22 protein-coding genes are annotated in these 22,190 nt (G+C 69.8%); 10 read left to right on the top strand and 12 right to left on the bottom strand.

Annotation, left to right across the window (positions count from 1 at the left end):
• Positions 1-48: 48 nt before the first annotated feature.
• From ABH936_RS07760 to ABH936_RS07745, 4 genes are all read left to right on the top strand, one after another.
• Positions 49-813, top strand: coding sequence for a hypothetical protein (locus tag ABH936_RS07760; RefSeq protein ID WP_051805705.1), 765 nt, complete (start codon positions 49-51; stop codon positions 811-813).
• Positions 810-2,117 carry a magnesium transporter MgtE N-terminal domain-containing protein gene (locus ABH936_RS07755; protein WP_006947455.1) on the top strand — a complete coding sequence of 436 codons (1,308 nt, stop codon included), beginning with the start codon at positions 810-812 and terminating at the stop codon, positions 2,115-2,117. The genes ABH936_RS07760 and ABH936_RS07755 overlap by 4 nt, the downstream gene beginning before the upstream one ends.
• Positions 2,114-2,821, top strand: a complete 708-nt coding sequence (locus tag ABH936_RS07750; RefSeq protein WP_404360756.1) for a DUF1003 domain-containing protein — start codon at positions 2,114-2,116, stop codon at positions 2,819-2,821. Before ABH936_RS07755 ends, ABH936_RS07750 begins: the two co-directional genes overlap by 4 nt.
• A gap of 63 nt (positions 2,822-2,884) precedes the next feature.
• A complete protein-coding gene (locus tag ABH936_RS07745; RefSeq protein WP_038570476.1) occupies positions 2,885-4,021 on the top strand; it encodes an Mrp/NBP35 family ATP-binding protein in 1,137 nt (378 codons plus the stop codon).
• A 142-nt stretch (positions 4,022-4,163) separates the two neighbouring features.
• Here the strand turns inward: ABH936_RS07745 and ABH936_RS07740 are convergent, their stop codons facing one another.
• Genes ABH936_RS07740 through sigE form a run of 3 tightly spaced genes read right to left on the bottom strand, consistent with a single transcriptional unit; the run spans position 4,164 to position 6,029 of the window.
• Complete coding sequence (locus ABH936_RS07740; RefSeq protein ID WP_200874242.1) at positions 4,164-4,691, bottom strand: preprotein translocase subunit TatB; 528 nt, start codon at positions 4,689-4,691, stop codon at positions 4,164-4,166.
• Positions 4,692-4,716: 25 nt separating this feature from the next.
• On the bottom strand, positions 4,717-5,349 hold the full coding sequence (locus ABH936_RS07735) for a hypothetical protein (RefSeq protein WP_038567260.1): 633 nt from the start codon (positions 5,347-5,349) through the stop codon (positions 4,717-4,719).
• The gene (gene sigE, locus ABH936_RS07730) at positions 5,346-6,029 is read right to left on the bottom strand and encodes an RNA polymerase sigma factor SigE (RefSeq protein WP_038567258.1); all 684 of its coding nucleotides are present in this window, start codon (positions 6,027-6,029) and stop codon (positions 5,346-5,348) included. Before sigE ends, ABH936_RS07735 begins: the two co-directional genes overlap by 4 nt.
• A 374-nt stretch (positions 6,030-6,403) precedes the next feature.
• Between sigE and ABH936_RS07725 the strand changes: the two genes are divergently transcribed.
• Positions 6,404-7,036, top strand: a complete 633-nt coding sequence (locus ABH936_RS07725; protein WP_038567255.1) for an O-methyltransferase — start codon at positions 6,404-6,406, stop codon at positions 7,034-7,036.
• A 226-nt stretch (positions 7,037-7,262) separates the two neighbouring features.
• Here ABH936_RS07725 and ABH936_RS07720 read toward each other — a convergent pair whose 3' ends face one another.
• On the bottom strand, positions 7,263-7,430 hold the full coding sequence (locus ABH936_RS07720; protein ID WP_006947428.1) for a DUF3117 domain-containing protein: 168 nt from the start codon (positions 7,428-7,430) through the stop codon (positions 7,263-7,265).
• A gap of 198 nt (positions 7,431-7,628) precedes the next feature.
• Between ABH936_RS07720 and ABH936_RS07715 the strand changes: the two genes are divergently transcribed.
• Entirely contained in the window at positions 7,629-8,417 is a 789-nt protein-coding gene (locus tag ABH936_RS07715) for an enoyl-CoA hydratase-related protein (RefSeq protein ID WP_404602963.1), read from the top strand.
• A 330-nt stretch (positions 8,418-8,747) separates the two neighbouring features.
• Here ABH936_RS07715 and ABH936_RS07710 read toward each other — a convergent pair whose 3' ends face one another.
• The 4 genes from ABH936_RS07710 to dapE are packed head-to-tail and all read right to left on the bottom strand — an operon-like array spanning position 8,748 to position 11,855.
• On the bottom strand, positions 8,748-9,341 hold the full coding sequence (locus tag ABH936_RS07710; protein WP_404602962.1) for a DNA-3-methyladenine glycosylase I: 594 nt from the start codon (positions 9,339-9,341) through the stop codon (positions 8,748-8,750).
• Positions 9,338-9,877, bottom strand: coding sequence for a DivIVA domain-containing protein (locus tag ABH936_RS07705; protein WP_006947425.1), 540 nt, complete (start codon positions 9,875-9,877; stop codon positions 9,338-9,340). The genes ABH936_RS07710 and ABH936_RS07705 overlap by 4 nt, the downstream gene beginning before the upstream one ends.
• 11 nt (positions 9,878-9,888) lie before the next feature.
• Positions 9,889-10,785: a TIGR00730 family Rossman fold protein gene (locus ABH936_RS07700; protein ID WP_243754982.1), complete on the bottom strand. Its 897-nt coding sequence runs from the start codon at positions 10,783-10,785 to the stop codon at positions 9,889-9,891.
• The gene (dapE, locus tag ABH936_RS07695; RefSeq protein ID WP_074040388.1) at positions 10,785-11,855 is read right to left on the bottom strand and encodes a succinyl-diaminopimelate desuccinylase; all 1,071 of its coding nucleotides are present in this window, start codon (positions 11,853-11,855) and stop codon (positions 10,785-10,787) included. Before dapE ends, ABH936_RS07700 begins: the two co-directional genes overlap by 1 nt.
• Before the next feature lie 153 nt (positions 11,856-12,008).
• On the opposite strand from dapE, the gene dapD reads away from it, so the two are divergent.
• Both dapD and ABH936_RS07685 read left to right on the top strand, forming a co-directional pair.
• Positions 12,009-12,938, top strand: coding sequence for a 2,3,4,5-tetrahydropyridine-2,6-dicarboxylate N-succinyltransferase (gene dapD / locus ABH936_RS07690; RefSeq protein WP_062257071.1), 930 nt, complete (start codon positions 12,009-12,011; stop codon positions 12,936-12,938).
• 131 nt (positions 12,939-13,069) lie between these two features.
• The gene (locus ABH936_RS07685; protein WP_074040387.1) at positions 13,070-13,318 is read left to right on the top strand and encodes a hypothetical protein; all 249 of its coding nucleotides are present in this window, start codon (positions 13,070-13,072) and stop codon (positions 13,316-13,318) included.
• A gap of 191 nt (positions 13,319-13,509) precedes the next feature.
• Here the strand turns inward: ABH936_RS07685 and ABH936_RS07680 are convergent, their stop codons facing one another.
• The 3 genes from ABH936_RS07680 to fdxA form a co-directional block, all read right to left on the bottom strand.
• Positions 13,510-14,775 (bottom strand): citrate synthase, encoded by a 1,266-nt coding sequence (locus ABH936_RS07680; RefSeq protein ID WP_404602960.1) that lies wholly within the window; start codon positions 14,773-14,775, stop codon positions 13,510-13,512.
• 121 nt (positions 14,776-14,896) lie between these two features.
• Positions 14,897-16,012 (bottom strand): succinyldiaminopimelate transaminase, encoded by a 1,116-nt coding sequence (gene dapC / locus ABH936_RS07675; RefSeq protein WP_062257065.1) that lies wholly within the window; start codon positions 16,010-16,012, stop codon positions 14,897-14,899.
• A gap of 526 nt (positions 16,013-16,538) precedes the next feature.
• Complete coding sequence (gene fdxA, locus ABH936_RS07670; RefSeq protein ID WP_006947414.1) at positions 16,539-16,862, bottom strand: ferredoxin; 324 nt, start codon at positions 16,860-16,862, stop codon at positions 16,539-16,541.
• A gap of 193 nt (positions 16,863-17,055) precedes the next feature.
• Between fdxA and ABH936_RS07665 the strand changes: the two genes are divergently transcribed.
• Positions 17,056-18,075, top strand: coding sequence for an N-acetyltransferase (locus ABH936_RS07665; RefSeq protein ID WP_074040385.1), 1,020 nt, complete (start codon positions 17,056-17,058; stop codon positions 18,073-18,075).
• A gap of 134 nt (positions 18,076-18,209) precedes the next feature.
• Here the strand turns inward: ABH936_RS07665 and ABH936_RS07660 are convergent, their stop codons facing one another.
• Positions 18,210-21,146: an FAD-binding and (Fe-S)-binding domain-containing protein gene (locus ABH936_RS07660; protein ID WP_404602959.1), complete on the bottom strand. Its 2,937-nt coding sequence runs from the start codon at positions 21,144-21,146 to the stop codon at positions 18,210-18,212.
• 87 nt (positions 21,147-21,233) lie between these two features.
• Between ABH936_RS07660 and ABH936_RS07655 the strand changes: the two genes are divergently transcribed.
• Positions 21,234-22,190 carry an alpha/beta fold hydrolase gene (locus ABH936_RS07655; RefSeq protein ID WP_074040384.1) on the top strand — a complete coding sequence of 319 codons (957 nt, stop codon included), beginning with the start codon at positions 21,234-21,236 and terminating at the stop codon, positions 22,188-22,190.

Below are 22,190 nucleotides of genomic sequence, written 5' to 3'. Positions count from 1 at the left end.
GATTCGCGCCCGGCGTTCGCAACGAAATCGTGATGAAACAATGAGGGTATGACTGCCGCGAAGCCTGCCACCGACCGTCTTGTCACCGAGGCCCTCGCCAAGTCGGGGTTGCTGTGGATCACCTCGCCTGCCGGCTCGGCGCCGGTCTGGCACGTCCACCTCGCCGGGGTCGCGTACACGGTGAGCGGCCCGGGCGAGCAGTTCTCCCCCGAGCACCTCGGCCGCGTCGAGGTGGTGGCGCGTTCGAAGGAGTCCCGCGCTCGCCTCGTCTCCTTCGAGGCGGACGCCGACGTCATCACGCCCGAGGACGAGGTGTGGGAGGCCGCGACATTCGCCCTCAAGGCCGGGCGGCTCAACGCGCCGGCCCACGACATCGTCGCGCGCTGGGCGCAGGAGTGCCGTGTCACGCGCTTCACCCCCGACCTGGCGACGGTGGTGCTGCGCGGTGAGCGCCTTGATGCGCCGGCGCAAGATGACGCAGAGACCTCGGCCACTGCGGAGGCGGAGGAGACCACGTCCCGGCCGGCGCCGGCAGCAGCGAGAGCGGCGTCCGGGTCGAGAGCGACGCCCGCGAAGAATGCCGCGGCAGGTGCCTCCCCGGAGGCGCAGACGAGCCCCGCCGCGGCGCAGAGCGCTCCCGCGGCCGATCTCGGCACGAGCGCGCCGGGCGAACCGCGCCCCGCCGCTGCCGCCGCGGAGCGTGAGCACCGCGCCGCCGTGCGTGCCGAGGAGGCGACGCCGGAACCCGGCGGGTCCAGCAAGCCCGCCGACGCAGCGAACGCCCAACCGGGCGCCGATAGGGTGAACCCGTGAGCACCCGTGTCTTCGTCGCCCGTCTCGTCGGCCTCACCGTCTTCGACCCTCTCGGCGACCGCGTCGGGCGGGTGCGTGACGTCGTCGTCGTGTTCGGCAAGAACCCGAGCCCGCGCGTCATCGGCCTCGTCGTCGAGGTCGTGCAGCGGCGCCGCGTGTTCCTGCCGCTGACGCGCGTGACGTCGATCGATGCGGGCAAGGTCATCACGACGGGCCTGGTCAACATGCGCCGCTTCGAGCAGCGTCACAACGAGACGCTCGTGTGCGCCGAACTCTTCGACCGCCAGGTGACGGTCCGCGAGCCGGACGGCGAGACGTTCACCGGCACCGTCGAGGACATGGCGATGGAGCAGAACCAGCGTCGCGACTGGGACATGACGAAGGTGTTCGTCCGTGCGCAGGAGCAGTCGTCGGGCGCCTCGCGCGCCATGCACCGTCTGACGCGTCGGCGCACCGGATCGACCAGCCTGCACGACATCCGCGATGTCTACGGCCTCAACCGGCAGCACACCGAGCAGTCGGCTGAGCGGCTGCTCGAGACGTACGACGACCTGCGCGTCGAGGATCTTGCCGAGGTCATCCACGACCTGACGCCGAAGCGTCGCGCCGAGGTGGCGCGCGCCCTCGACGACGGCACGCTCGCCGATCTACTCGAAGAGTTGCCCGAGGACGACCAGGTCGAGATCATTGCCGCCCTCGACACCGAGCGCGCGGCCGACGTCCTCGAGGCGATGGAGCCCGACGACGCCGCCGACCTGCTCGGTGATCTGCCGCCCGAGACGGCCGAGGATCTGCTGCAGCGCATGGAGCCGGCCGACGCCGCTCCCCTGCGCCGGCTGCTCACGTACGACGAGAACACCGCGGGTGGTCTCATGACGACCGAACCGGCCATCCTGGGCCCGGAGGCGACGATCGCCGAGGCCCTCGCCGTCGTGCGCCGTGAAGAGGTCGCGCCGGCGCTCGCGTCGGCCGTGTTCGTCGTGCGCCCGCCGCTCGAGGTGCCGACGGGACGCTTCCTCGGCATGGTGCACACGCAGCGGCTGCTGCGCGAACCGCCACACACGTCGCTCGGCAACGTCGTCGACTCGACCGTCGACCCGGTCAACGTCGACGCGCCGCTCGGCGAGGTGACGCGCACCCTCGCGCAGTACAACCTCGTGTCGCTGCCGGTCGTGGACGACGACGGGCGCCTGCTCGGCGCGGTCACCGTCGATGACGTGCTCGACCACATCCTTCCCGAGGACTGGCGCGAGGAGCGCCATGACTTCCGCCAGGACAAGACCTTTCCGGGGGTGACGCAGTGAGCCGCGAAGTGGGTTCGCGCCGTGAGCGCGGGCGTGACGAGAAGCGGGACGAGCGTCGCGACGCCAAGGAATCCCGGGAGGAATCGCGTCGCAAGGAGGCATTGAAGGAGGCGCGTCGGGACTCACGCGACGAACGCGACGCCGCCGGCCGCCTCGATCAGCCGCAGGAGAAGCGGGCGCGCGTGCTGCCACGCATCGACCTCGACTCCGAGGGCTTCGGCGTCGCGAGCGAGAAGTTCGCGCGCTACATGGGTACGGCGAACTTCCTCATCCTGATGTCGGGCTTCATCATCATCTACGTGGTGGTCAACATGACGCCACTGAAGTTCGACGAGTACCCGTTCGTCTTCCTCACGCTCCTGCTGTCGCTGCAGGCCTCGTACGCGGCGCCGCTCATCCTGCTCGCGCAGAACCGTCAGGACGATCGCGACCGCGTCGCCATCGAACAGGATCGCTCGCGCGACGAGCGCAACCTCGCCGACACCGAGTTCCTCACCCGAGAGGTCGCCTCGCTGCGCCTCGCGATGCGTGAGACGGCGACGCGTGACTTCGTGCGCTCCGAGCTGCGTTCGCTGCTCGAGGAGATGGAGGAGCGCGGCATGCTCGCCATGCCCGATGCCGAGGACGACGATGCCGGCTCGTCGAAGCAGGAGAAGAAGGCCGCGAAGAAGCAGGCCAAGAAGGACGCGCGCCCGGAGGCATGAGGGCGCGAGGGCCCGGGTGGACGTGACTCAGGCCACTCACTACCACGCCGTACGATGGAGGGCATGACCACCCCCACTCTCGACGCCATCGGCGCTGCCCTGGCGACCGTGGAGGATCCGGAGATCCACAAGCCCATCACCGAACTCGGCATGGTCGAGTCGGTCGATGTCTCCGAGTCCGGCCACGTCGCCGTCACCATCCTCCTGACGATCGCGGGCTGCCCGCTCAAGGCGAAGCTGACGGAGGACACGACGAAGGCCGTGATGGCCGTCGACGGTGTCACGGGCGTCCAGGTGAACCTCGGCGTGATGAACGATGAGCAGCGCAAGAACCTGCGCGAGCAGCTCAAGGGCTCCTCCCCCGAACGTGAGATCCCGTTCGCCAAGCCCGGTTCGATGACGCGCGTGTACGCCGTCGCGTCCGGCAAGGGCGGCGTCGGCAAGTCGTCCGTGACGACGAACCTCGCCGCCGCGCTCGCCGAGCAGGGCCTCAAGGTCGGCGTCGTCGACGCCGACATCTACGGTTTCTCCGTGCCCCGCATGCTCGGCGTCGCGCACCGCCCGACGCAGGTCGACGACATGATCCTGCCGCCCGAGGCGCACGACGTGAAGGTCATCTCGATCGGCATGTTCGTGCCCGGCAACCAGCCCGTCGTGTGGCGCGGCCCGATGCTGCACCGCGCGCTCCAGCAGTTCCTCGCCGACGTGTTCTGGGGCGACCTCGACGTCCTCCTGCTCGACCTGCCGCCCGGCACAGGCGACATCGCGATCTCCGTCGCGCAGCTCATCCCGACCGCCGAGATCCTCGTCGTGACGACGCCGCAGCAGGCCGCCGCCGAGGTCGCCGAGCGCGCCGGTGCGATCGCCCTGCAGACGAAGCAGCGCGTCGCCGGCGTCATCGAGAACATGTCCTGGCTCGAACTGCCCGACGGCACGCGCCAGGAGATCTTCGGCGCGGGCGGCGGCGCCACCGTCGCCGAATCGCTGACGCAGTCGATCGGCGCGCCCGTCGAGCTGCTCGGCCAGATCCCGCTCGACACGACCCTGCGTGAGGGCGCCGACCACGGCATCCCCGTCGTCGTCGGCCACCCCGACGCGCCCGCCGCCGTCGCCCTGCGCGGCATCGCCAAGGGCCTCGGCACGCGCGCTCGCGGCCTCGCCGGACGCAGCCTCGGGCTGACGCCGAGTGCCAAGCTGTGAGCTGACGCGCCACTCGCGTACAACGAGCACACGACGAGAGCCGCAACCCTGCACGTCAGGATTGCGGCTCTCGTCGTGTGCGCGGAAGCGAAACTCCCCCGCGAGGTCGGTCAGCGCTCGACCGGCACCGGTTCGGTCGGGCTCAGGTTGCGTCGTCGTCGAAGGGCGTGACGCGGTCGGGGTGGTATTCGGCAGTGACGTGGGAGCGCGGGGCGGCCGGCACGCCGTAGGCGTCCTCACCGCCGGCGCCCTCCGCTCCGATCCCTCCGGCCCCGACGCCGTCAGCTCCGCTATCGCTGCTGTATGCAGCTGCGCCGGCCGCACCCACGGCGCCCACCGCTGTCGCGCCGGTCGACTGCGCGGTGCGCTCTCTCAGCCCGATCTCGCCCGCGATGTCGGCGTCGGGATCGTCGAACAGCGCCTCGCGCACGATCTTGCGCGGGTCGTACTGGCGGGGGTCGTACTGGCGCCAGTCGACGTCCTGGAACTCGGGGCCCATCTCCGTCTTGAGCTGCGTCTTCGCTCCCTCGGCCATCTCCCGCGCGGTGCGGATGAACGTGCGCAGCTTGTCGACATAACCCGGCAACCGCTTCGGCCCGATGAGCACGAGAGCGATGATGACGATGATGATGAATTCGCCCGAGTTGATGTCGATGAATGGAATGTTCACGCGTACGTCACCCCTGCGAACTCGCTCATGGGGCCATTCTGCCTGATCCGGCGCGACTCACCGTCACCCGCTCACCGTGCGTGACCTCGCGGCTGCCCGCGACATCGATCGTCGGGGGCGCGATCCTGTCGCTTCCGACGCTCGCCATGCGACTGCGCTCCGGCGCCATCGGCGCGGAATGCGACGGTGTGACGAGCACGAACGCGCCCACGCATGCCGCGGTCGAGCCGAGGCCCGCGAGACCCGCGACGAGCCCCGCCCGCACGTTCGAGCGGCGCCGACGCGCTGCCGGGTGCTGGCGCGTGGCATCCTGCCACGCGATCTCGTCCTCCCGGGAACCAGCCGCAGCGCGGTGGGGAGCCGCCTCCAGCACCATGGCCTCGTCGGCGCAGGAGCCAGGCGCCGCTGACGGCGGCCGCGACGCGCACTCCGGCGCCAGAGCGAGCAGCCCTGCGACGAGGGAGGCATGACGGTCGGGGTCGACGGGCACCGCGCGCACCTCACGAACGATGACGCGTTCCGCGTCGACGTCACGGCGGCACACCGAGCACACGAGCAGGTGGCGCGCCGCGCACCGCATCGACACCGCGTCGAGTTTGCCGTCGACGTACAGGTCGATGGCTTCGCCCAGATGCCCCGAGCGATACCGGCGGATCACGTGAGCCCCACGGCCGGGCGTCGCGTGAGCCCCTCCTTCGCGGCCTGGACGACGCTACGACGTCGCGCCTCACGAGCGGCGGGCGAGCGATGCGCGAGCGACTCGCGCAGGGCGGCCCGGCCGCGGTGGATGCGTGAACGCACCGTGCCGAGCTTCAGTCCGAGAGTCTGGGCGATCTCCTCGTACGTGAGGCCCTCGATGTCGCACAGCACGACCGCCGCGCGGAAGTCGGGGGCCAGCGCGTCGAGCGCGCGCTGCACGTCGTCGTCCAACTGCGCGTCGAGGACGACCTGCTCGGGCCCGGCCGCTCCGGAGGGCAGCCGGCCGTCGGCGTCGTCGGCCAGGGCGTCGAAGCGGATGCGCTGCTTGCGGCGCATGCGATCGAGGAACATGTTCGTCGTGATGCGGTGCAGCCAGCCCTCGAAGGTGCCGGGGCGGTACGAACCGAGCGAATTGAACACGCGCACGAAGACGTCGTGCGTCAGGTCCTCTGCGTCGTGGACGTTGCCGGTGAGGCGGTAGGCGAGTCGGTAGACGCGCGCACTGTGCTCGGTGACGATCTCCTCCCACGTCGGCGGCTGCCAGCCAGGCGGCGCCTGCTCGGCGACACGCACACGCGAGCGCGTGTTGACGGGGTGAACGGGGTCGGCAACTGCGCCCCGGGGGTTCGACATCGACATGGGTCCTCCCGACCGCATCTCGGCGCTGGCGCGCCGCGAGCATCCATTATCCCCGGCATGCCTGTGGACTTGCTGAGGGACCCGCCGGCTGGCCGCCTCGTGCCGCTGACGCCCAGTTGCGTTCAGGATGCGGAAGGCCCATTGCGAATGCTGCATTCTTGTCGCGCATTCCGAACGCTGCCCTGCTGCTGAGACGTCGAGCGCCTCGGGCCGCGGAGCTCGACGGCCGTCATCCGCGCACAGTGGGCTGCACAGGGGCTGGCGCCGCACTGCGCGCAGAGTCGGCTGCACTGGGCCTGGAGCCGCCATCGGCGCACAGCCGCGCGCCGACCCACGGATCGGGTGGGGCTGCGAGCGCCCCTAGGATGTCCCCCATGACCAGTTTCAAGCCCGCGAGCTGGGCGTACGCCGAGGATTTCGCCGACGAGCCCCAGCACATCGAGGCTGCCCGCATCCAGGGCGAGCACCTCGGCGCCACCCCGGTGACGAGCGCCGCGGGCGCTGCCCTGCGCATGCTCGCGGCGTCGACGGCGGCGCGCACCGTCGTGGAGATCGGCACGGGCGCCGGTTCGTCCGGGCTGTGGCTGCTCGACGGCATGCCGGCTGACGGGGTGCTCACCACGATCGACATCAGCATGGAGCACCAGCGCGCCGCCCGCGCGGCGTACCAGCGCGCGGGTTACCCGCCCCAGCGCACCCGCATCATCTCCGGCAGCGCCCTGACGGTGCTGCCGCGCCTCGCGGATGCCGCCTACGACCTCGTCCTCGTCGACGGTGAGAAGGACGAATACCCCGCGTACGTCGAGCAGGCGCTGCGTCTCGTGCGGCGCGGCGGCGTCATCGTACTCGACAACATGCTGTGGCATGACCGCGTCGCCGACCCCGCGGTGCGCGACGAGACGACGAAGCGTCTGCGCGCCCTCGGCAAGGAGCTGCGCGAACGTGACGACCTGCTCACGACGCTCCTGCCCGTCGGCGACGGCCTCCTCGTCTGCGTCAAACGCTGACGCCGGCCTGCGCGCCCTCTGCGACGAGTTGCGCGAGCACGAGGCACGCCAAGGGCTGACGCCCGCCTGCTCGCCCTCGGCCACGAGTTTCGTGAACACGAGTGGCGACACACAGCGCGGCTGCCTGTCGCGCTGCCACCCAGCCGCCGGCGCTGGCACGACGCGAACAGGCGCCTCATCCCCGGAGGGATGAGGCGCCTGTTTCGAGCGGTGCGTGACGAACGCGTCAGCCGACGCAGTCGGTGATCGCGGCGCCGAGGGCCTTGGCCTCGTCGGCGTTCATCTCGACGACGAGACGTCCGCCGCCTTCGAGCGGCATGCGCAGCAGGATGCTGCGGCCTTCCTTCGCGACCTCAAGGGGACCGTCACCGGTCCGGGGCTTCATCGCTGCCATGGGTTGACCCCTTTCGAGAACGCGCCACACGGCGCGCTAGGTTCTGCCACATCGTCGAAGCGTGCCGCGATCCTCCGTCGCGCCGAACACGACTCCCCGCTCTCGCAAGGGGGCCAGTGTGCTCGTCGATCAGCTTGTTACCCACCATTATTGCGCGTCCTGCCAGGCAGACGAAATCCATGTGTGAAACTCGTCACCATGTCTGCCACCTCTGAAGTTCTCGTCGACGCGAGCGACGGCGTCGCCACCGTCACGCTCGACCGCCCCGACTCGCTCAACTCACTGACCGACACGAGCAAGACCGCGCTGCTCGCCGCCGTCAGACAGGTCGCCGACGATGCGTCGATCCGAGCCCTCGTCCTGACGGGGGCCGGGCGCGGATTCTGCGTCGGCCAGGATCTGCGTGAGCACGCCGAGCAGCTCGGTGCCGGGTCGAAGGGCCCGTTCGAGTCGGTGTCGCGCTACTACAACCCGATCGCGACGACGCTCGCGCAGATGCCGAAGCCCGTCATCGCCGCCGTCAACGGCGTTGCGGCAGGCGCCGGGTTGTCGCTCGCGATGCTGGCCGACTTCCGGATCGCCGCGCCCACGGCCAAGTTCACGACGGCGTTCGCAGGCATCGGGCTCAGCTGCGACACGGGCGCGAGCTGGAGCCTGCAGCGACTCGTCGGCTCGGCCCGCGCGCGCGAACTGCTCTTCGATGCGCGGACGATCGACGCCGACGAGGCCCTGCGCATCGGCCTGGTCAACCGCATCGAGGACGACGCCCTCGCCGCAGCGCAGTCATGGGCGGCCCGACTCGCGGCCGGCCCGACCCTCGCCTACGCCGCGATGCGCGATGCGCTCGAATTCGGGTCGAACCACTCGCTGGTGGAGTCGTTGGCCCACGAGGAGCCGCTCATGATCCGCACGGGATCGAGCGACGATCACCGACGCGCCGTCGACGCCTTCCTCACCAAGCAACCCCCGACCTTCGAGGGCCGCTGACCCATCGGCGATTTTCGTCCACATTCGCGATTCCCGTCCCCATCGGGGGTTTCATCCACATTCGCCTTCGGACGGTGGTCCGTCGCGCCCTCCGTTAGCAGGCTGGTGCTCCAAGAGCCGCGCGAAGGGCACCCTGCATCTGACGGTCGTCCCCGCCGGTAGTTTGGGGTGCCGAGGGGTGCCGAGCGACGGTCCCTAGGTGGCACGGCACAGATTGCCTGCGTTCGGCGCGCACCCCCGCCATCAACGTGATGCTCGGAGGGCTCACGCCAACGACGCAGCCGTCACGCCCGGCCCGCCGACGGCACCGGGGCACCGGGCGCCTCGACCTCACCCCGCCAGACGTTCGATGGCGTCGCCCACAACACACCCTGCTGCGTGGTCGTTGACGTACCCGCACGCCTGCATGAGCGAGTAGCAGGTCGTGGGTCCGACGTGCGCGAAGCCGCGCCGTTTCAGTTCTTTCGCGAGCGCGGCCGACTCGTCCGACGACCCGACGACGTCCGCCACGGTCGTCGGGCGCTCGTGCGCCGCAGGCGGGAAGGTGTCGATGAGCGCCTCGAGCCCACCGTCGGCACGCAGCTCGACGACGGCGCGCGCGTTCGTCACCGCAGCCTCGATCTTGCGGCGATTACGCACGATCGAGGCATCGCCCATCAACCGCTCGACATCGGCAACCCCGAGCGCCGCCACGACATCCGGCTCGAACCCGACGAAGGCCGCCCGGAACGCCTCACGCTTGCGCAGGATCGTCAGCCACGACAACCCCGATTGGAACGACTCGAGCGTCAGCCGCTCGAACAGTTCCCGCTCACCGCGCACCCGTCGCCCCCATTCGTCGTCGTGGTAGGCGACGTAATCTGGTGCGCTCGTGGCCCATGCGCAGCGGGCGACACCGTCGTCACCGACGATGAGCAGGCTCATGCGTGGCGGTCGCTCGACGACTCCCGCGACGCCGCGTGCCGGCCTCCCGGCTCATCACTGCCAACTGGCTCATCGCCCTTGTCGAGCGCCACGGCCTCGCGCGCCGCGGTCTCAGACGCCTCGTCCTCGCGCTCGTGCCCGAGCGAGCGGCGCCCGCGACGCCGGAACTGGACGATCTCGGCCGCCTCGTCACCGGCCGGGCGGCTACGAGACGCACCCTCCGCGTCGGCCACGGCGTCAGGGCGAGCCGTCGTGGCGCGCGCACCGTCGGGCTTCTCGCCGAGCTGCGATTCCAACTCACCGATCTCTTCGAACAGGCGGTCGAGCACCGCGTCGACCTGACCCATGTTGTACCCGCGCAGTGCCTGGTCGAAACGAACGGCGTCCACGCCCTGTGCGCCCAGGGGGCCGGGCGGCAACTCGAACGATGACGTGCTGCTCGGGCCCGACATCGAGTCGACGCCGATGCGCCCGGCGAGAACCGCGACGAGCGCCCCGATGATGACGATCAGGACGACGATGAGGACGATCATCATGATGGTGCTCCTCAGGCCTCGACGGGACGCTCGCCCGCGCGAGCGGCGCGGTGAGCGTCACGGATGAACGCGATGGCTTCTTCTGCGGTGTCGACGATGACCATGCGGTCGACGTCGCGCTCGGAGATCATGCCCTCGGCGAGCACCGTCGCGCGCAACCATTCGCGAAGCGGGCTCCAGAACGCGGTGCCGACGAGCACGATCGGGTAGTGCGTCACCTTCTGCGTCTGCACGAGCGTGATCGCCTCGAACATCTCGTCAAGCGTCCCCACACCGCCCGGCAGCACGATGGCGCCCTGCGTGTACTTGACGAACACCGTCTTGCGCACGAAGAAGTAGCGGAAGTTCACGCCGAGGTTGACGAAGCGGTTGAGCCCCGTCTCGAAGGGCAGTTCGATGCCGAGCCCGACGGACGTGCCGCCTGACTCGAAGGCGCCCTTGTTCGCGGCCTCCATCGCGCCCGGGCCCCCGCCGGTGACGACGGCGAAGCCCTCCTTGACCAGGGCGCGCCCCACCTGCTCGCCCACAGCGTACGCCGGATGCTCGGACTTGAGCCGCGCCGAGCCGAACACGCTGATGGCGGGCCCCAGCTCGGCGAGCGCGCCGAAGCCCTCGACGAACTCAGCCTGGATACGCATGACGCGCCATGGGTCGGTGTGGACCCAGTCCGCCTCGAAGTTCGAGTCGAGCAGTCGCTGGTCGGTCGTCGTGCGAGGCACGTGCTTGCCGCGCAGCGTGACGGCACCCTTGTGGTAGTCGTGCTCGGGGCCGGCCTTGCGGCGTTCTGCCTCGTCACGGCGGGCCGCGAGACCCGAATCGGCAACCGGGCCGGGCTGCGACGCGACGTCGACCATCTCCTCGCTCCCGCGGGCGCTACGCGCGTCGCGCTCGTCGTCGTGGTGCGCCATCAGGCCAGCCATCCCTTGAGCAGCTCGAGTGCGGTGACGATCTGATCCTCGGGGCACCACTCGTCGTCCATGTGGGCGACGTTCGGGTCCCCGGGGCCGAAGTTGACCGCGGGCACGCCGACGGCGGAGAAGCGCGCGACGTCCGTCCACCCCTCCTTCGCGACGACGGGCAGGCCGAGCGCGTCGACGAACGCCTTGGCCGCCGGGCGGTCGAGACCGGGACGGGCGCCCCCGGCGAGATCGTCGCACTCGATGTCGAAACCATCGAAGAACGTCGTGACGTACGCGAGCGCGTCCTCGGCGCTCTTGTCCGGCGCGAAGCGGTAGTTCACCGTCACCGTGCACGCGTCGGGGATGACGTTGCCCGCGATGCCGCCGGAGATGTTCACCGCGTTGAGGCCCTCGTGGTAGTCGAGACCGTCGACGGTGACCGTCTGCGGTTCGTACTCACGCAACCGGTTGAGGATGTCGGCAGCCTTGTGGATGGCGTTGTCACCCTTCCAGGGCCGCGCCGAGTGGGCGGCGATTCCCTTGGTGCGCACGTGAACCCGCAGCGTCCCCTTGCAGCCGCCCTCGATACCGCCGTTGGTCGGCTCGAGCAGGACGGCGAACGCGGCCCCCTCGAGCAGCTCCGGTCGGGTGCGCGCAATGCGCCCCAGACCGTTGTGCTGATCCTCGATCTCCTCGCCCTCGTAGAAGACGAAGGTGATGTCGCGGTTCGGCTCCGTCAGTTCTTTGGCGATCTTGAGCTGGACGGACACCCCGCCCTTCATGTCGGTCGTGCCGCGCCCGTGCAGCTTGCCGCCGACACGCTTGACGGGCAGGTTGGCGGGATCCTTCGTCAGCGGCACCGTGTCGATGTGGCCGGCGAGGACGATGCGTTCGTCACGCCCCAGGTTCGTGCGGGCGACGATCGTGTTGCCGTCGCGTACGACGTCGAGGTGGTCGAGCGTCGCGAGCTCGGCCTCGATCGCGTCGGCGAGGTTCTTCTCATCGAGGGAGACCGACTCGATGTTGCACACCGATTCGGTGAGCGCGACGACGTCCTGCGTCAGGTCCAGAGAAGCCATGCCCACACCCTATGACCCGTCGCCGACAACCGTGGCACGGGAGAGGAACGTCCATCGCCCGGGGAGCGAATGTGTGCGCGAATCGCAGACGAGTCGGCCCGCCACCCGGACGAGCCCACCCACAGCCGCGAACCCCTCGGTAGCCTGGGCGGCATGACTGATGCACGCACCGCCTGGGGCTACGGCCTCGCCACCGTGACCGCCGACGGCACCACGCTCGACACGTGGTACCCCTCCCCCGCGCTCGGCACGCCCGACGACGCCACCAAGGCTCCGTCCGCGCTCACCGCCCTCGAGACGAAGGACGACGCGCGCACGGTGACGACGAAGGTCGTGCGCACCGTCATCGACCTCGACGCCGCCCCGGACGACGTTCCCGACGCGTACCTGCGCCTGCATCTGCTCAGCCACCGCCTCGTGCTGCCGAACACCATCAACCTCGACGGCATCTTCGGCCGGCTCGCCAACGTGGTGTGGACGAACTTCGGCCCGTGCGCCGTCGACGACTTCGAGATGACGCGCGCGCGTCTGCGTCAGCGTGGCCCCGTCAGCGTCTTCAGCATCGACAAGTTCCCGCGCATGACCGACTACGTCACGCCCAGCGGTGTCCGCGTCGCCGACGCCGACCGCGTGCGTCTCGGCGCCCACCTCGCCGAGGGCACGACCGTCATGCAGGAGGGTTTCGTCAACTTCAACGCCGGCACGCTCGGGCACTCCATGGTCGAGGGGCGTATCACGCAGGGCGTCGTCGTCGGCGACGGCTCCGACATCGGCGGCGGCGCCTCGATCATGGGCACCCTGTCGGGCGGCGGCACGCAGCGCGTCAGCCTCGGCGAACGCTGCCTGCTCGGCGCCGAATCGGGCCTCGGCATTGCGCTCGGTGACGACTGCGTCGTCGAGGCCGGCCTCTACCTCACCGCCGGCACCAAGGTGACGATGCCCGACGGCACCGTCACCAAGGCCGTCGAGCTCTCCGGTGGCGCCAACATGCTCTTCCTGCGCAACTCCGAGACGGGCGCCGTCGAGTGCCGCGCCCGCGCCGGCAGGGGCATCGAGCTCAACGCGGACCTGCACAAGAACTGACGCCACAGGCGGGCATGCGGGGTCGCGACCATCCGAGCCGCGGCGCCTCGCGGCATTTCATCACCCGTTCAACCCCACGGACCGTCAGCCAGGCGTCACACTGTGAGCGCCCCACGCACGAGGAGACGACGATGACGAGCCACCCCGACCGAACGCACCTGAGCGGCCCGACCCCACGCGAGGACCTGCGGGAGCTGCACGAGACGCGGGTGCCCGTCAGCGAGCGCGACCAGGTCCGCGAGAGTGGCTTCGACGCCTACTCGGCGCCGGATCTGCAGGCCGCGTCGTCGATGAGCGGCGCGAGCAGGATGCAGCGCATCGTCGCTCTTTTCCTGCTGCTGGGCCTGCTCGCGACGTTCGGGATCGCGTTCATCGGCTGACGCCCGCCGCTCGCCGCTGCGACCAATCGAACCCAGCGCGCGCTCTTGCGTGGGGCGACACCCCCCCGTCCCTGACGCGGGGAAGGCCGTCGTACCGGCCGGACGTCAGGCATGATGGAGGGGCTGCTCACCTTCGATGGTGAACAGCCCCTTCGTCCGACGGTGCGAACGCGATCAGCGCCGCGCCGGCGTCACTTCGTCGGGTAGTCGCGCTCGGTCGCGCCGACGTACACCTGACGCGGACGGCCGATCTTCTTCGCCGCGTCCTTGTTCTGCTCACGCCACTGCGCGATCCAGCCGGGCATGCGGCCGATGGCGAACAGGACGGTGAACATGTTCGTCGGGAAGCCCATCGACTTGTAGATGAGGCCCGTGTAGAAGTCGACGTTCGGGTACAGCTTGCGCTGCACGAAGTAGTCGTCCTTCAGCGCGCGCTCCTCGAGGCCCATGGCGAGCTCGAGCTGCTCGTCCTTGCCGTTCTTCTCGAGGATCGAGTGGGTCGCCTTCTTGACGATGGCGGCGCGCGGGTCGTAGCTCTTGTAGACGCGGTGGCCGAAGCCCATGAGCTTCACGCCGTCGACCTTGTTCTTCACCTTGTCCATGAAGTCCTCGGCCGAGTCACCCGTCGACTGGATCTTCTCGAGCATCTCGAGAACAGCAGAGTTCGCGCCACCGTGCAGCGGGCCCGAGAGGGCGCCGATGCCGGCGGTGATCGACTGGAACAGGTCCGCCTCGGCGGAACCAACCATGCGGACGGTCGAGGCCGAGCAGTTCTGCTCGTGGTCGCCGTGCAGCGTGAAGAGCATGTCGAGCGCATCGGCGGTGGCCTGGTCGACGTCGCCGCCGAACATCATGTGCAGGAAGTTCTCGACGTACCCGAGCGAGGCGTCGGGCGCGATGAACGACTCACCGATCGACTTGCGGTACGAGTACGCGGCAAGCGTCGGGACGGCGCCCAGCAGGACGGCCGTCGCCTTGTCGATCGCGGCGTCGTCCTTCACCGACAGCGCGTCGGCGCAGTACGTGCCGAGCGCCGGGACGACGGAGGCGAGGATCAGCATCGGGTGCGCGCCCTTGGGGAACGCGTCGAAGATCTTCTCCAGGCCCTCGGGCAGGACGGACGCCTTCGCGACGGCCTGGGTGATCTCGTCGAGACGAGCCTGCGACGGCAGCTCACCGTCGATGAGGAGCGCGGCGACCTCGAGGAATGAGGCGTTCTCCGCGATCTGGTCGATGGGGTAACCGCGGTAGCGCAGGATGCCCTGGTCACCGTCGATGTAGGTGATGGCGGACTTGCACGACGCGGTGTTGACGAAGCCGACGTCGAGGGTGACGTTGCCCGTCTCCTTCATGAGCGCCGAGATGTCGTAGCCGCTGCAGCCCTCGACGGCCTCGACGATCGGGAACTCGAGTTCCTTGTCGTCGGCCGTGAACGTGGCGTTGCCCTGAGAAGTCATGTGGGTTTTCCTCCTTGCGGACCGGCAGGGGTGTACCGGGTTAGCGAATGAGACGTTACCTGAGAATTTCCGCTGCTTTTAATCCGCTACCACCGGGTAGAGGAAAAACTTTGACTGTCCGTCAACCCGCTGTGAGTCGCCTCACAGCGGCGTCGATCCGTTCGTCGGTGGCCGTCAGCGCGATGCGGACGTGCTGCTCGCCCGCGACGCCGTAGAAGTCGCCCGGCGCAGCGAGGATGCCGAGCTCGGCGAGCGCGTCGATCGACTCGCGGCAGGGGCGTCCCTGCGTCGCCCACAGGTACAGACCGGCCTCGGAATCGTCGATCCGCCAGGCTGCCGCCTCCAGCGCAGGTTTGAGAGCGGCGCGGCGGCGCGCGTAGATCGCCTTCTGGGCGGCCACGTGGGCGTCGTCCTCGACCGCCGTCTTGAGCACCCGCTGCACCGGCCACGGCACGATCATGCCGGCGTGCTTGCGAACGTCGACGAGCTGCTTGACGATCGCTGGGTCACCCGCGACGAAGCTCGCACGGTATCCGGCAAGGCTCGACTGCTTGCTCAGGGAGTACACCGACAGCAGCCCGGTGTGATCTCCACCGCACACGCGGTCGTCGAGGATGCTCGGGGCGCTCAGCTGCCCCGCCTCGCCGGCGCCGTCACGCCAGTCGAGCTCGGCGTAGCACTCGTCGCTCGCGACGATGACGCCACGCGCGCGTGCCCAGTCGACGACCTTCTTGAGGTGCTCGACACCGAGAACCTTGCCGTTCGGGTTGCCGGGGCTGTTGATCCACAGCAGCTTCGGCGCCTGCGGCCCGAACTCGGTGAGGCCCCGCATCGGACGTGGCGTCGCGCCCGCGAGGCGAGCGCCGACGTCGTACGTCGGGTAGGCGACCTCGGGAAAGGCGACGACGTCCCCGGCGCCCAGGCCGAGCAGCGTCGGGAGCCACGCGACCAGTTCTTTAGAACCGACCGTGGGCATGACGCCGTCGGGGTCGACGTGGCTCGCGTTGCGGCGGCGTGCGTACCAGGCGGCGATCGCCTCACGCAGATCGGGGGTCCCCCACACCTGCGGGTAACCGTGGGCGTCGGCGTTGGCCGCGAGTGCGTCCTGCAGGATCTGCGGCGTCGGATCGACGGGCGTGCCGACGCTGAGGTCGACGATGCCGTCAGGGTGCTCACTCGCGCGCGCCTTGGCCGCGGCCAGCGAATCCCAGGGGAAGTCAGGAAGGTTGAGCGCCATGCCGCCATTCTCGCACCTGCCACCGACATCCCCACCCTGCCCGAACCCCCGCGCCGCCAGGGCCGCATGCCCATCGGCTAACGGCGTCCACTCCTGCGATCTTCGTCACCATTCGCGATTTCCGTCCACCTCTGCGAACCACCTCCCCCGCTGCGATCTTCGTCCACTGTTGCGATTTTCGTCCACCTTCGCGGTCGACCCACGTGCTGCGCCGACGACGTAAATGTGGACGACAATCGCCAATGTGGACAGGAATCGCCGGAGGGGACGTAGATCGCGAAGGTGGACGGGATTCGCAGATGTAGACGTAGATCACAGATGGGTGCGGGACACGACGAACCCCCACACGAGCCGTCAGCAGCTCGCGCGGGGGTTCGATTGGCGCGGGGTTCGAAAGGGCAGGATTCTATTGGCGCGAGCGAGGTTCGCGTGCAGGCACGCAAGCACCCAGCACCTCTGGGGCGTGCACTCGGCCTGCCGGTCCTCGTCAGGCCTCACCGTCAGCCCTGGCCACCAGCCCTGGGCGTCAGTCCTGGTTCTGCGGGGGCAGGACGGCGATGATCGGGTGATCCTTCTTGATGACGCCCATCTTGGCGGCGCCACCGGGCGAGCCGAGGTCGTCGAAGAACTCGACGTTGGCCTTGTAGTAGTCGGCCCACTCCTCCGGCGTGTCGTCCTCGTAGTAGATGGCCTCGACGGGGCATACCGGCTCGCATGCGCCGCAGTCGACGCACTCGTCGGGGTGGATGTAGAGCGAACGCTCACCCTCGTAGATGCAGTCGACGGGGCACTCTTCGATGCAGGCCTTGTCCTTGACATCGACACAGGGCTGGGCGATGACGTACGTCACGGGTAGCTCCTCGGTGGTCGCGTTGCGCCCGCCGGCCGACCCGTGCAGAGGCGAGATGCGGACAGCGAACGTTCTTGGTATCCGAGCGTCACGGTGCGATGTTCGGATGGTTGCCTCCTAGTATGCCGATGTGCGCGACTCCGCCGAAAACAAGCCCACCCTTGCTTCCACCCTGCGAGAGGGCGCACGGGTCATGATTCGCCGGCGGCTGACAGCCGGCGAGATCGCCGCCGCCGCAGGCACGCTCGACGCGAACGCGACCCTGACGGACATCGTCGGCACCGTCCGCTCCGTCGACGTTGGCCATGTCGTCGTCGACACCCGGCGCGGCGAGGTGCGCGTCGCCATCACGCACATCGTGACGGCGAAGGCGCTCGGCCCACGCCCCGGCCGGCGTGGCGCGCCGCATCGCGCGGTCTCCGTCGAGGATCTCGAAGAGCTCATGACGGACGGCTGGCCGCCCCACGAACGTGAGTGGTTCGGACGCTGGATGCTGCGCGCTGCCGGCGGTTACACCGGGCGTGCCAACTCGGCTCTCGTCCTCGGCGAACCCGGCCCGTCGACGGCCGACTCGCTTGCCACCGTTCGACGCTGGTACGACGCTCGAGCGCTGCCGCCCCTGATCCAGGTGCCTCTCTCACCCGGCTTCTCGGCCGACGACGACCCCCTCGTCCAGGAGGCCACCACTCTCGGCTGGGAGGCGCTCCGCCCGGTACGTGTCATGACGGCCGCGAGCGCCGACGTCGCTGCGGCTGCGCGGCGCACGTCGACCAGCTCGATGCGCACGAACGTCTCCCCCGCCCTCGACGACGCGTGGTGGTCGCTCGCCGATGACCGGGCCCGCACGCACGAGAGCGACGCCCGGCGCGTCCTGGAGGGCTCCGAGAAGCAGGTCTTCCTCGCGCTCACGCCGCCCGTTGACACGGACGGCATCACCTCCGGTGCGGCGGGCGCGCCCTCGGGAGCCGTCGCCCACGCTCGCCTGGCGCTGTCGCCGGGATGGGCCGGAGTGTTCGCCCTCGCCACCCGCCCCGACGCCCGCCGTCAGGGCCTCGCACGACAACTACTGCGCGCCTGCGCCGACGAAGCGCTCCGCGCCGACGCCTCGTCGATGTACCTGCAGGTCGCCGCCGACAACGCACCGGCCATCGCTCTGTACGAATCGCTCGGCTTCACGACGCACCACAGGTACGTCTACCTCCAGCCGAACTGACCACCGAGGCACCGGCCTCCGCGATCATCGCCCGGAAACGCGTCGCGCACGACGCGAATCCGGTCAGAGATCCACGCGCGCAGGCAGGGCGATGCCTCGAGAGACGCCGTTGACCCCCTGCCTGCACTCAGGGCTCAGACGCCCTGACCACCTTGAGCGTCGTCGAGCAACTGCGCGAGGTGAATGCCGCGCCGGGTGGTGAGGTCGGCGATCTGGGTGCGGCACGAGAACCCATCGGCGAGCAGCGCAGCGTCGGGCTTGGCGTCCATCGCCGGCAGCAGCTGTTGTTCGGCGACCTTGACGCTCACCTCGTAGTGCCCCTGCTCGACGCCGAAGTTGCCTGCGAGGCCGCAGCATCCGCCGAGTTGCTGCAAGTTGGCGCCGGCGTCGCGCAACAGCGCCGCATCGGGTGACCACCCCATGACGCCGTGGTGGTGACAGTGCGGCTGCGCGACCACGTCGACACCGGACAGGTCGGGCGCCGTCCACCGGTCGTCACCGGCGAGGAACTCCGCGAGCGTTGACGTCGAGCGCGCCACCAGCTCAGCGTCCTCGTCGCCGGGCAGCAGCTCGGCGGCGTCACCGCGCAGCACCGCCGTGCACGACGGTTCGAGCCCGATCACGGGCACGTGACGACGCGCGACGGGCGCGAGGTCGCCGATCAACCCGCGCAGTTGCTTCTTCGCCCCGTCGAGCTGGCCCGTGGAGATCCACGTCAGACCGCAGCAGCCGGCGCGTTCGACGACGAACGGTTCCCAGCCTGCGCGCCGCAGCACGCGAACCGCGGCCTGACCGACCTCGGGCGAGAAGTGGTCGGTGAACGTGTCGACCATGATGACGACGGCGTTCTCCGGCACCACGCCACGACGTTCGGCGTCCTCGAAGAACCCGACATCGTTCGTGCGGCACCAGTCACGGAACGACTCACGCGCCAACGACGGCACCGAGCGTCGCGGATCGACGCCGGCGAGCTTCTTGAGCACCGGCACCTTGCCCGTCACCGCGAGCGCCAGGTTGAACACGCCCGACGCCTTGTGTCCCAACCGAACCCAGCGCGGAAGCTGCCCCAACGCGTAGTGCGAGCGCGGACGCACGCGCCCCTTGTACGTCTGATGCAACACCTCCGACTTGAACGCGGGCATGTCGATACCCGTCGGGCAGTCCGATGTGCAGCCCTTGCACGACAGGCACAGATCGAGCGCCTCGTGCACCTCCGGCGAGCGCCAACCGTCGTTGACGAAACCGCCGGAGAGCCCGCCCTGCACCATCTCCTGCAGCAGCCGCGCGCGTCCGCGCGTCGAGTCCTTCTCGTCACCGGTCGCCGCGTAGCTCGGGCACATGACGTTCGTCGTCCCGATCGTGCTCGCGCGGCACTTGCCGATGCCGGTGCAGCGGTGGACGGCGCGCGCGAAGTCGCCGCCGTCATGCGCGTACGCGAGTGCGAGGTCCTTCGTCAGTGGCGGTACGTGCGCCATGCGGACGTCGGCCGCCGCCGGCGCGGGATCGACGAGGACGCCCGGGTTGAGCAGGTTCGTCGGGTCGAAGATCTCCTTGACGCCGGCGAACAACGCGAGCGCCTGCGACGAGTACATCGAGCTGAGGTACTCGCTGCGGGCGCGCCCGTCGCCGTGCTCACCGGACATCGACCCGCCGTAGCGCGCCACGAGCTGCGCCGACTCGTCGAGGAATTCGTGCAGCACCTGCGTGCCGCCCGGCGCGCTGAGCGGAAAGTCGATGCGGATGTGCAGGCACCCGTCGCCGAAGTGTCCATACGGCAACCCGGAGAGGTCGTAGGTGTCGAGCAACGCGTCGAAGTCACGCAGGTACGCGCCAAGCTTTTCGGGCGGGACGGCGGCGTCCTCCCAGCCGGGCCACGCGGGCAGGTCCTTCGGCGAGCGCCCCGCAAGGCCGGCGCCGTCCTCACGCACCTTCCACAGCGCACTCGTCTCCGCGGCGTCGAGCACGACGCGCCCGTCGATCGCCCCGCAGCCGACGAGACACGCCTCGGCGCGCGCGAGCACCTCGTCGCGATCGTCGCCGGCGATCTCGACGAGCAGCCACCCCGACCCCTTCGGCAGCGCCGGGACGGCCTGCGCGCCGCGCCGCGCGATGAGGACGTCGACGAGCCGCCGGTCGATGCCCTCGCACGCCGTCGGCGTGAACTGACGCACGAGCGGCGCGGCGTCACCGGCGGCCGGCATGTCGTCGTAGCCGAGGACGACGAGGATGCGGAACGCCGGTTCCGTCACGAGCCCGACAGTGGCCTCCGTCAGCACCCCGAGCGTGCCCTCGGTGCCGGCCATGAAGCGTGTGACGTCGAACCCGCGTTCCGGCAGCAGCGTCTCCATCGCGTAGCCGGAGACCTGACGATCGAAGCGCCCGAACTCCTGCCGGATCGTCGCGAGGTTCGCGCCGACGAGGTCGTCGAGGCGCCCGAGGTAGGGGTGCGCGGCGGTCAGCGCGTCGCGCGACGCCCCGTGATCGAGGCGCACGAGCTCCCCCCCGGCCGTCGCCATCTCGAGCGAGAGCAGGTTGTCGCTCGTCTTGCCATACGCGAACGCCCGCGACCCGCACGCGTTGTTGCCGATCATCCCGCCGATCGTGCATCGCGTGTGCGACGACGGGTCCGGCCCGAAGCGCACCCCGTGCGGCAGCACCGCGCGCTGCAGGCTCTGATGCACCGCGCCGGGTTCGACGACAGCGCGCCGGTTCGCGACGTCGAGGTCGAGCACCTTGTTCATGTGCGTGCTGAAATCCATGACGATGCCGGGCCCGACGGCGTTGCCGGCGCATGACGTGCCCGCGCCGCGTGCTGTGATCGGCACGCCCAGACTGCGCGCGACGGCGAGGGTCTCGAGCACGTCATCGGTGTGGCGCGGACGCACGATCGCGCGCGGCAGCACGCGGTACAGGCTCGCGTCGCTCGAGTACGCGGCACGCTCGACACCGCTGACGAGGACGTCGGTGACCTCGTGATGACGCAGCTCGTGCGCGATGCGCCCGACGTCGATCGTGGCGGCATGCGCCGTGACGTCGGCGGCGGGCGTGAACGGGATGCTCGGCGTACTCACGCGTTCATTGTGCCGCGCCGCCCCTGGGCGCGTCGGGCAGCGTCGTAGATCAAGACAGGCCCCGGGTTCGTACGGCACAGTGGCGTCATGACGACCGCGACGCACGAAGCTACTGTCGAACAGACCTCCCTGACCACCGATGACGGCCTGACGCTCGCCGCGACGTGGCACCGACTCGCCGTCTCGTCGGCTGACGAATCGTCGGCTGGCGACTCGTCTGACGAAGGCATGCCGACCGGCCGCACGCCGAAGCGTCCCGTCGTCATCGCGGTGCACGGCTACCCTGACGACCAGCGGGTCTGGGACGCGATGATCCCCCACCTCATCCCGCGCGCCGACGTCCTCACCTACGACACCCGCGGGTCGGGCCGTTCCGACGCGCCGCCGTCACGCGACGGCTACGCCCTCGACAAGTTGCGCCGCGACGTCGATCGGGCCGTCACCGCAGCCGCCGAGAACGGGCATGAGGTCCATCTGCTCGCCCACGACTGGGGTTCGATCCAGGCCTGGCAGGCCGTGACGGACGACGGCGCGGCCTCCTGCGTCAGCAGCTTCACGACGATCTCGGGCCCATGTCTCGATCATGCGTCGCGCTGGATGCACGCGATGGCCCGTGGTTCGACCCACGATCGTCTGCTCCTCGCGCAGCAGGCCGCGTCGTCGACGTACATCGCGTTCTTCCAGACCCCGCTGCTTCCGGAACTCGCCATCCGCAGCGGCGCGTTCGGGCGGCTGTTGCAGCGCGGCGACGGCGCCGAGCGCGAGCGCCGCGACATGCTCGACGGCCTCGAGCTGTACCGCGCCAACATGGGGCTGCGTCGGCACGGCTCCAGCGCGGACGCGACCTCCGGGCCTCGTCGCACCGACGTGCCGACTCAGATCGTCGTGCCGACGAAGGACCGCTACGTCCGCGAACCCATCGCTACGTACGGCGCAGCCTACGCCGCGACGGCCCGCGTGCGGCCTCTCGACGCCGGGCACTGGGCCGTGCGCTCGCACGCCGGCGACGTCGCCGACCTCGTCATCGAGCACGCGGGCCTGTAA

Source organism: Dermacoccus sp. GAS27A (genome assembly GCF_044909235.1).
Taxonomy (GTDB): domain Bacteria; phylum Actinomycetota; class Actinomycetes; order Actinomycetales; family Dermatophilaceae; genus Dermacoccus; species Dermacoccus nishinomiyaensis.
This window is presented reverse-complemented; position numbering and strand designations above follow the sequence as displayed.

Coding starts and splice junctions, on each gene's coding strand:
- ABH936_RS07685 (WP_074040387.1), top strand. CDS start 13,070: ATGACGAGCCACCCCGACCGAACGCACCTGAGCGGCCCGACCCCACGC.
- dapC (WP_062257065.1), bottom strand. CDS start 16,012: ATGGCGCTCAACCTTCCTGACTTCCCCTGGGATTCGCTGGCCGCGGCC.
- ABH936_RS07710 (WP_404602962.1), bottom strand. CDS start 9,341: ATGAGCCTGCTCATCGTCGGTGACGACGGTGTCGCCCGCTGCGCATGG.
- ABH936_RS07715 (WP_404602963.1), top strand. CDS start 7,629: ATGTCTGCCACCTCTGAAGTTCTCGTCGACGCGAGCGACGGCGTCGCC.
- ABH936_RS07760 (WP_051805705.1), top strand. CDS start 49: ATGACTGCCGCGAAGCCTGCCACCGACCGTCTTGTCACCGAGGCCCTC.
- ABH936_RS07725 (WP_038567255.1), top strand. CDS start 6,404: ATGACCAGTTTCAAGCCCGCGAGCTGGGCGTACGCCGAGGATTTCGCC.
- dapE (WP_074040388.1), bottom strand. CDS start 11,855: ATGGCTTCTCTGGACCTGACGCAGGACGTCGTCGCGCTCACCGAATCG.
- ABH936_RS07680 (WP_404602960.1), bottom strand. CDS start 14,775: ATGACTTCTCAGGGCAACGCCACGTTCACGGCCGACGACAAGGAACTC.
- ABH936_RS07720 (WP_006947428.1), bottom strand. CDS start 7,430: ATGGCAGCGATGAAGCCCCGGACCGGTGACGGTCCCCTTGAGGTCGCG.
- ABH936_RS07745 (WP_038570476.1), top strand. CDS start 2,885: ATGACCACCCCCACTCTCGACGCCATCGGCGCTGCCCTGGCGACCGTG.
- ABH936_RS07700 (WP_243754982.1), bottom strand. CDS start 10,785: ATGGCGCACCACGACGACGAGCGCGACGCGCGTAGCGCCCGCGGGAGC.
- ABH936_RS07705 (WP_006947425.1), bottom strand. CDS start 9,877: ATGATGATCGTCCTCATCGTCGTCCTGATCGTCATCATCGGGGCGCTC.
- dapD (WP_062257071.1), top strand. CDS start 12,009: ATGACTGATGCACGCACCGCCTGGGGCTACGGCCTCGCCACCGTGACC.
- ABH936_RS07655 (WP_074040384.1), top strand. CDS start 21,234: ATGACGACCGCGACGCACGAAGCTACTGTCGAACAGACCTCCCTGACC.
- sigE (WP_038567258.1), bottom strand. CDS start 6,029: ATGTCGATGTCGAACCCCCGGGGCGCAGTTGCCGACCCCGTTCACCCC.
- ABH936_RS07665 (WP_074040385.1), top strand. CDS start 17,056: ATGATTCGCCGGCGGCTGACAGCCGGCGAGATCGCCGCCGCCGCAGGC.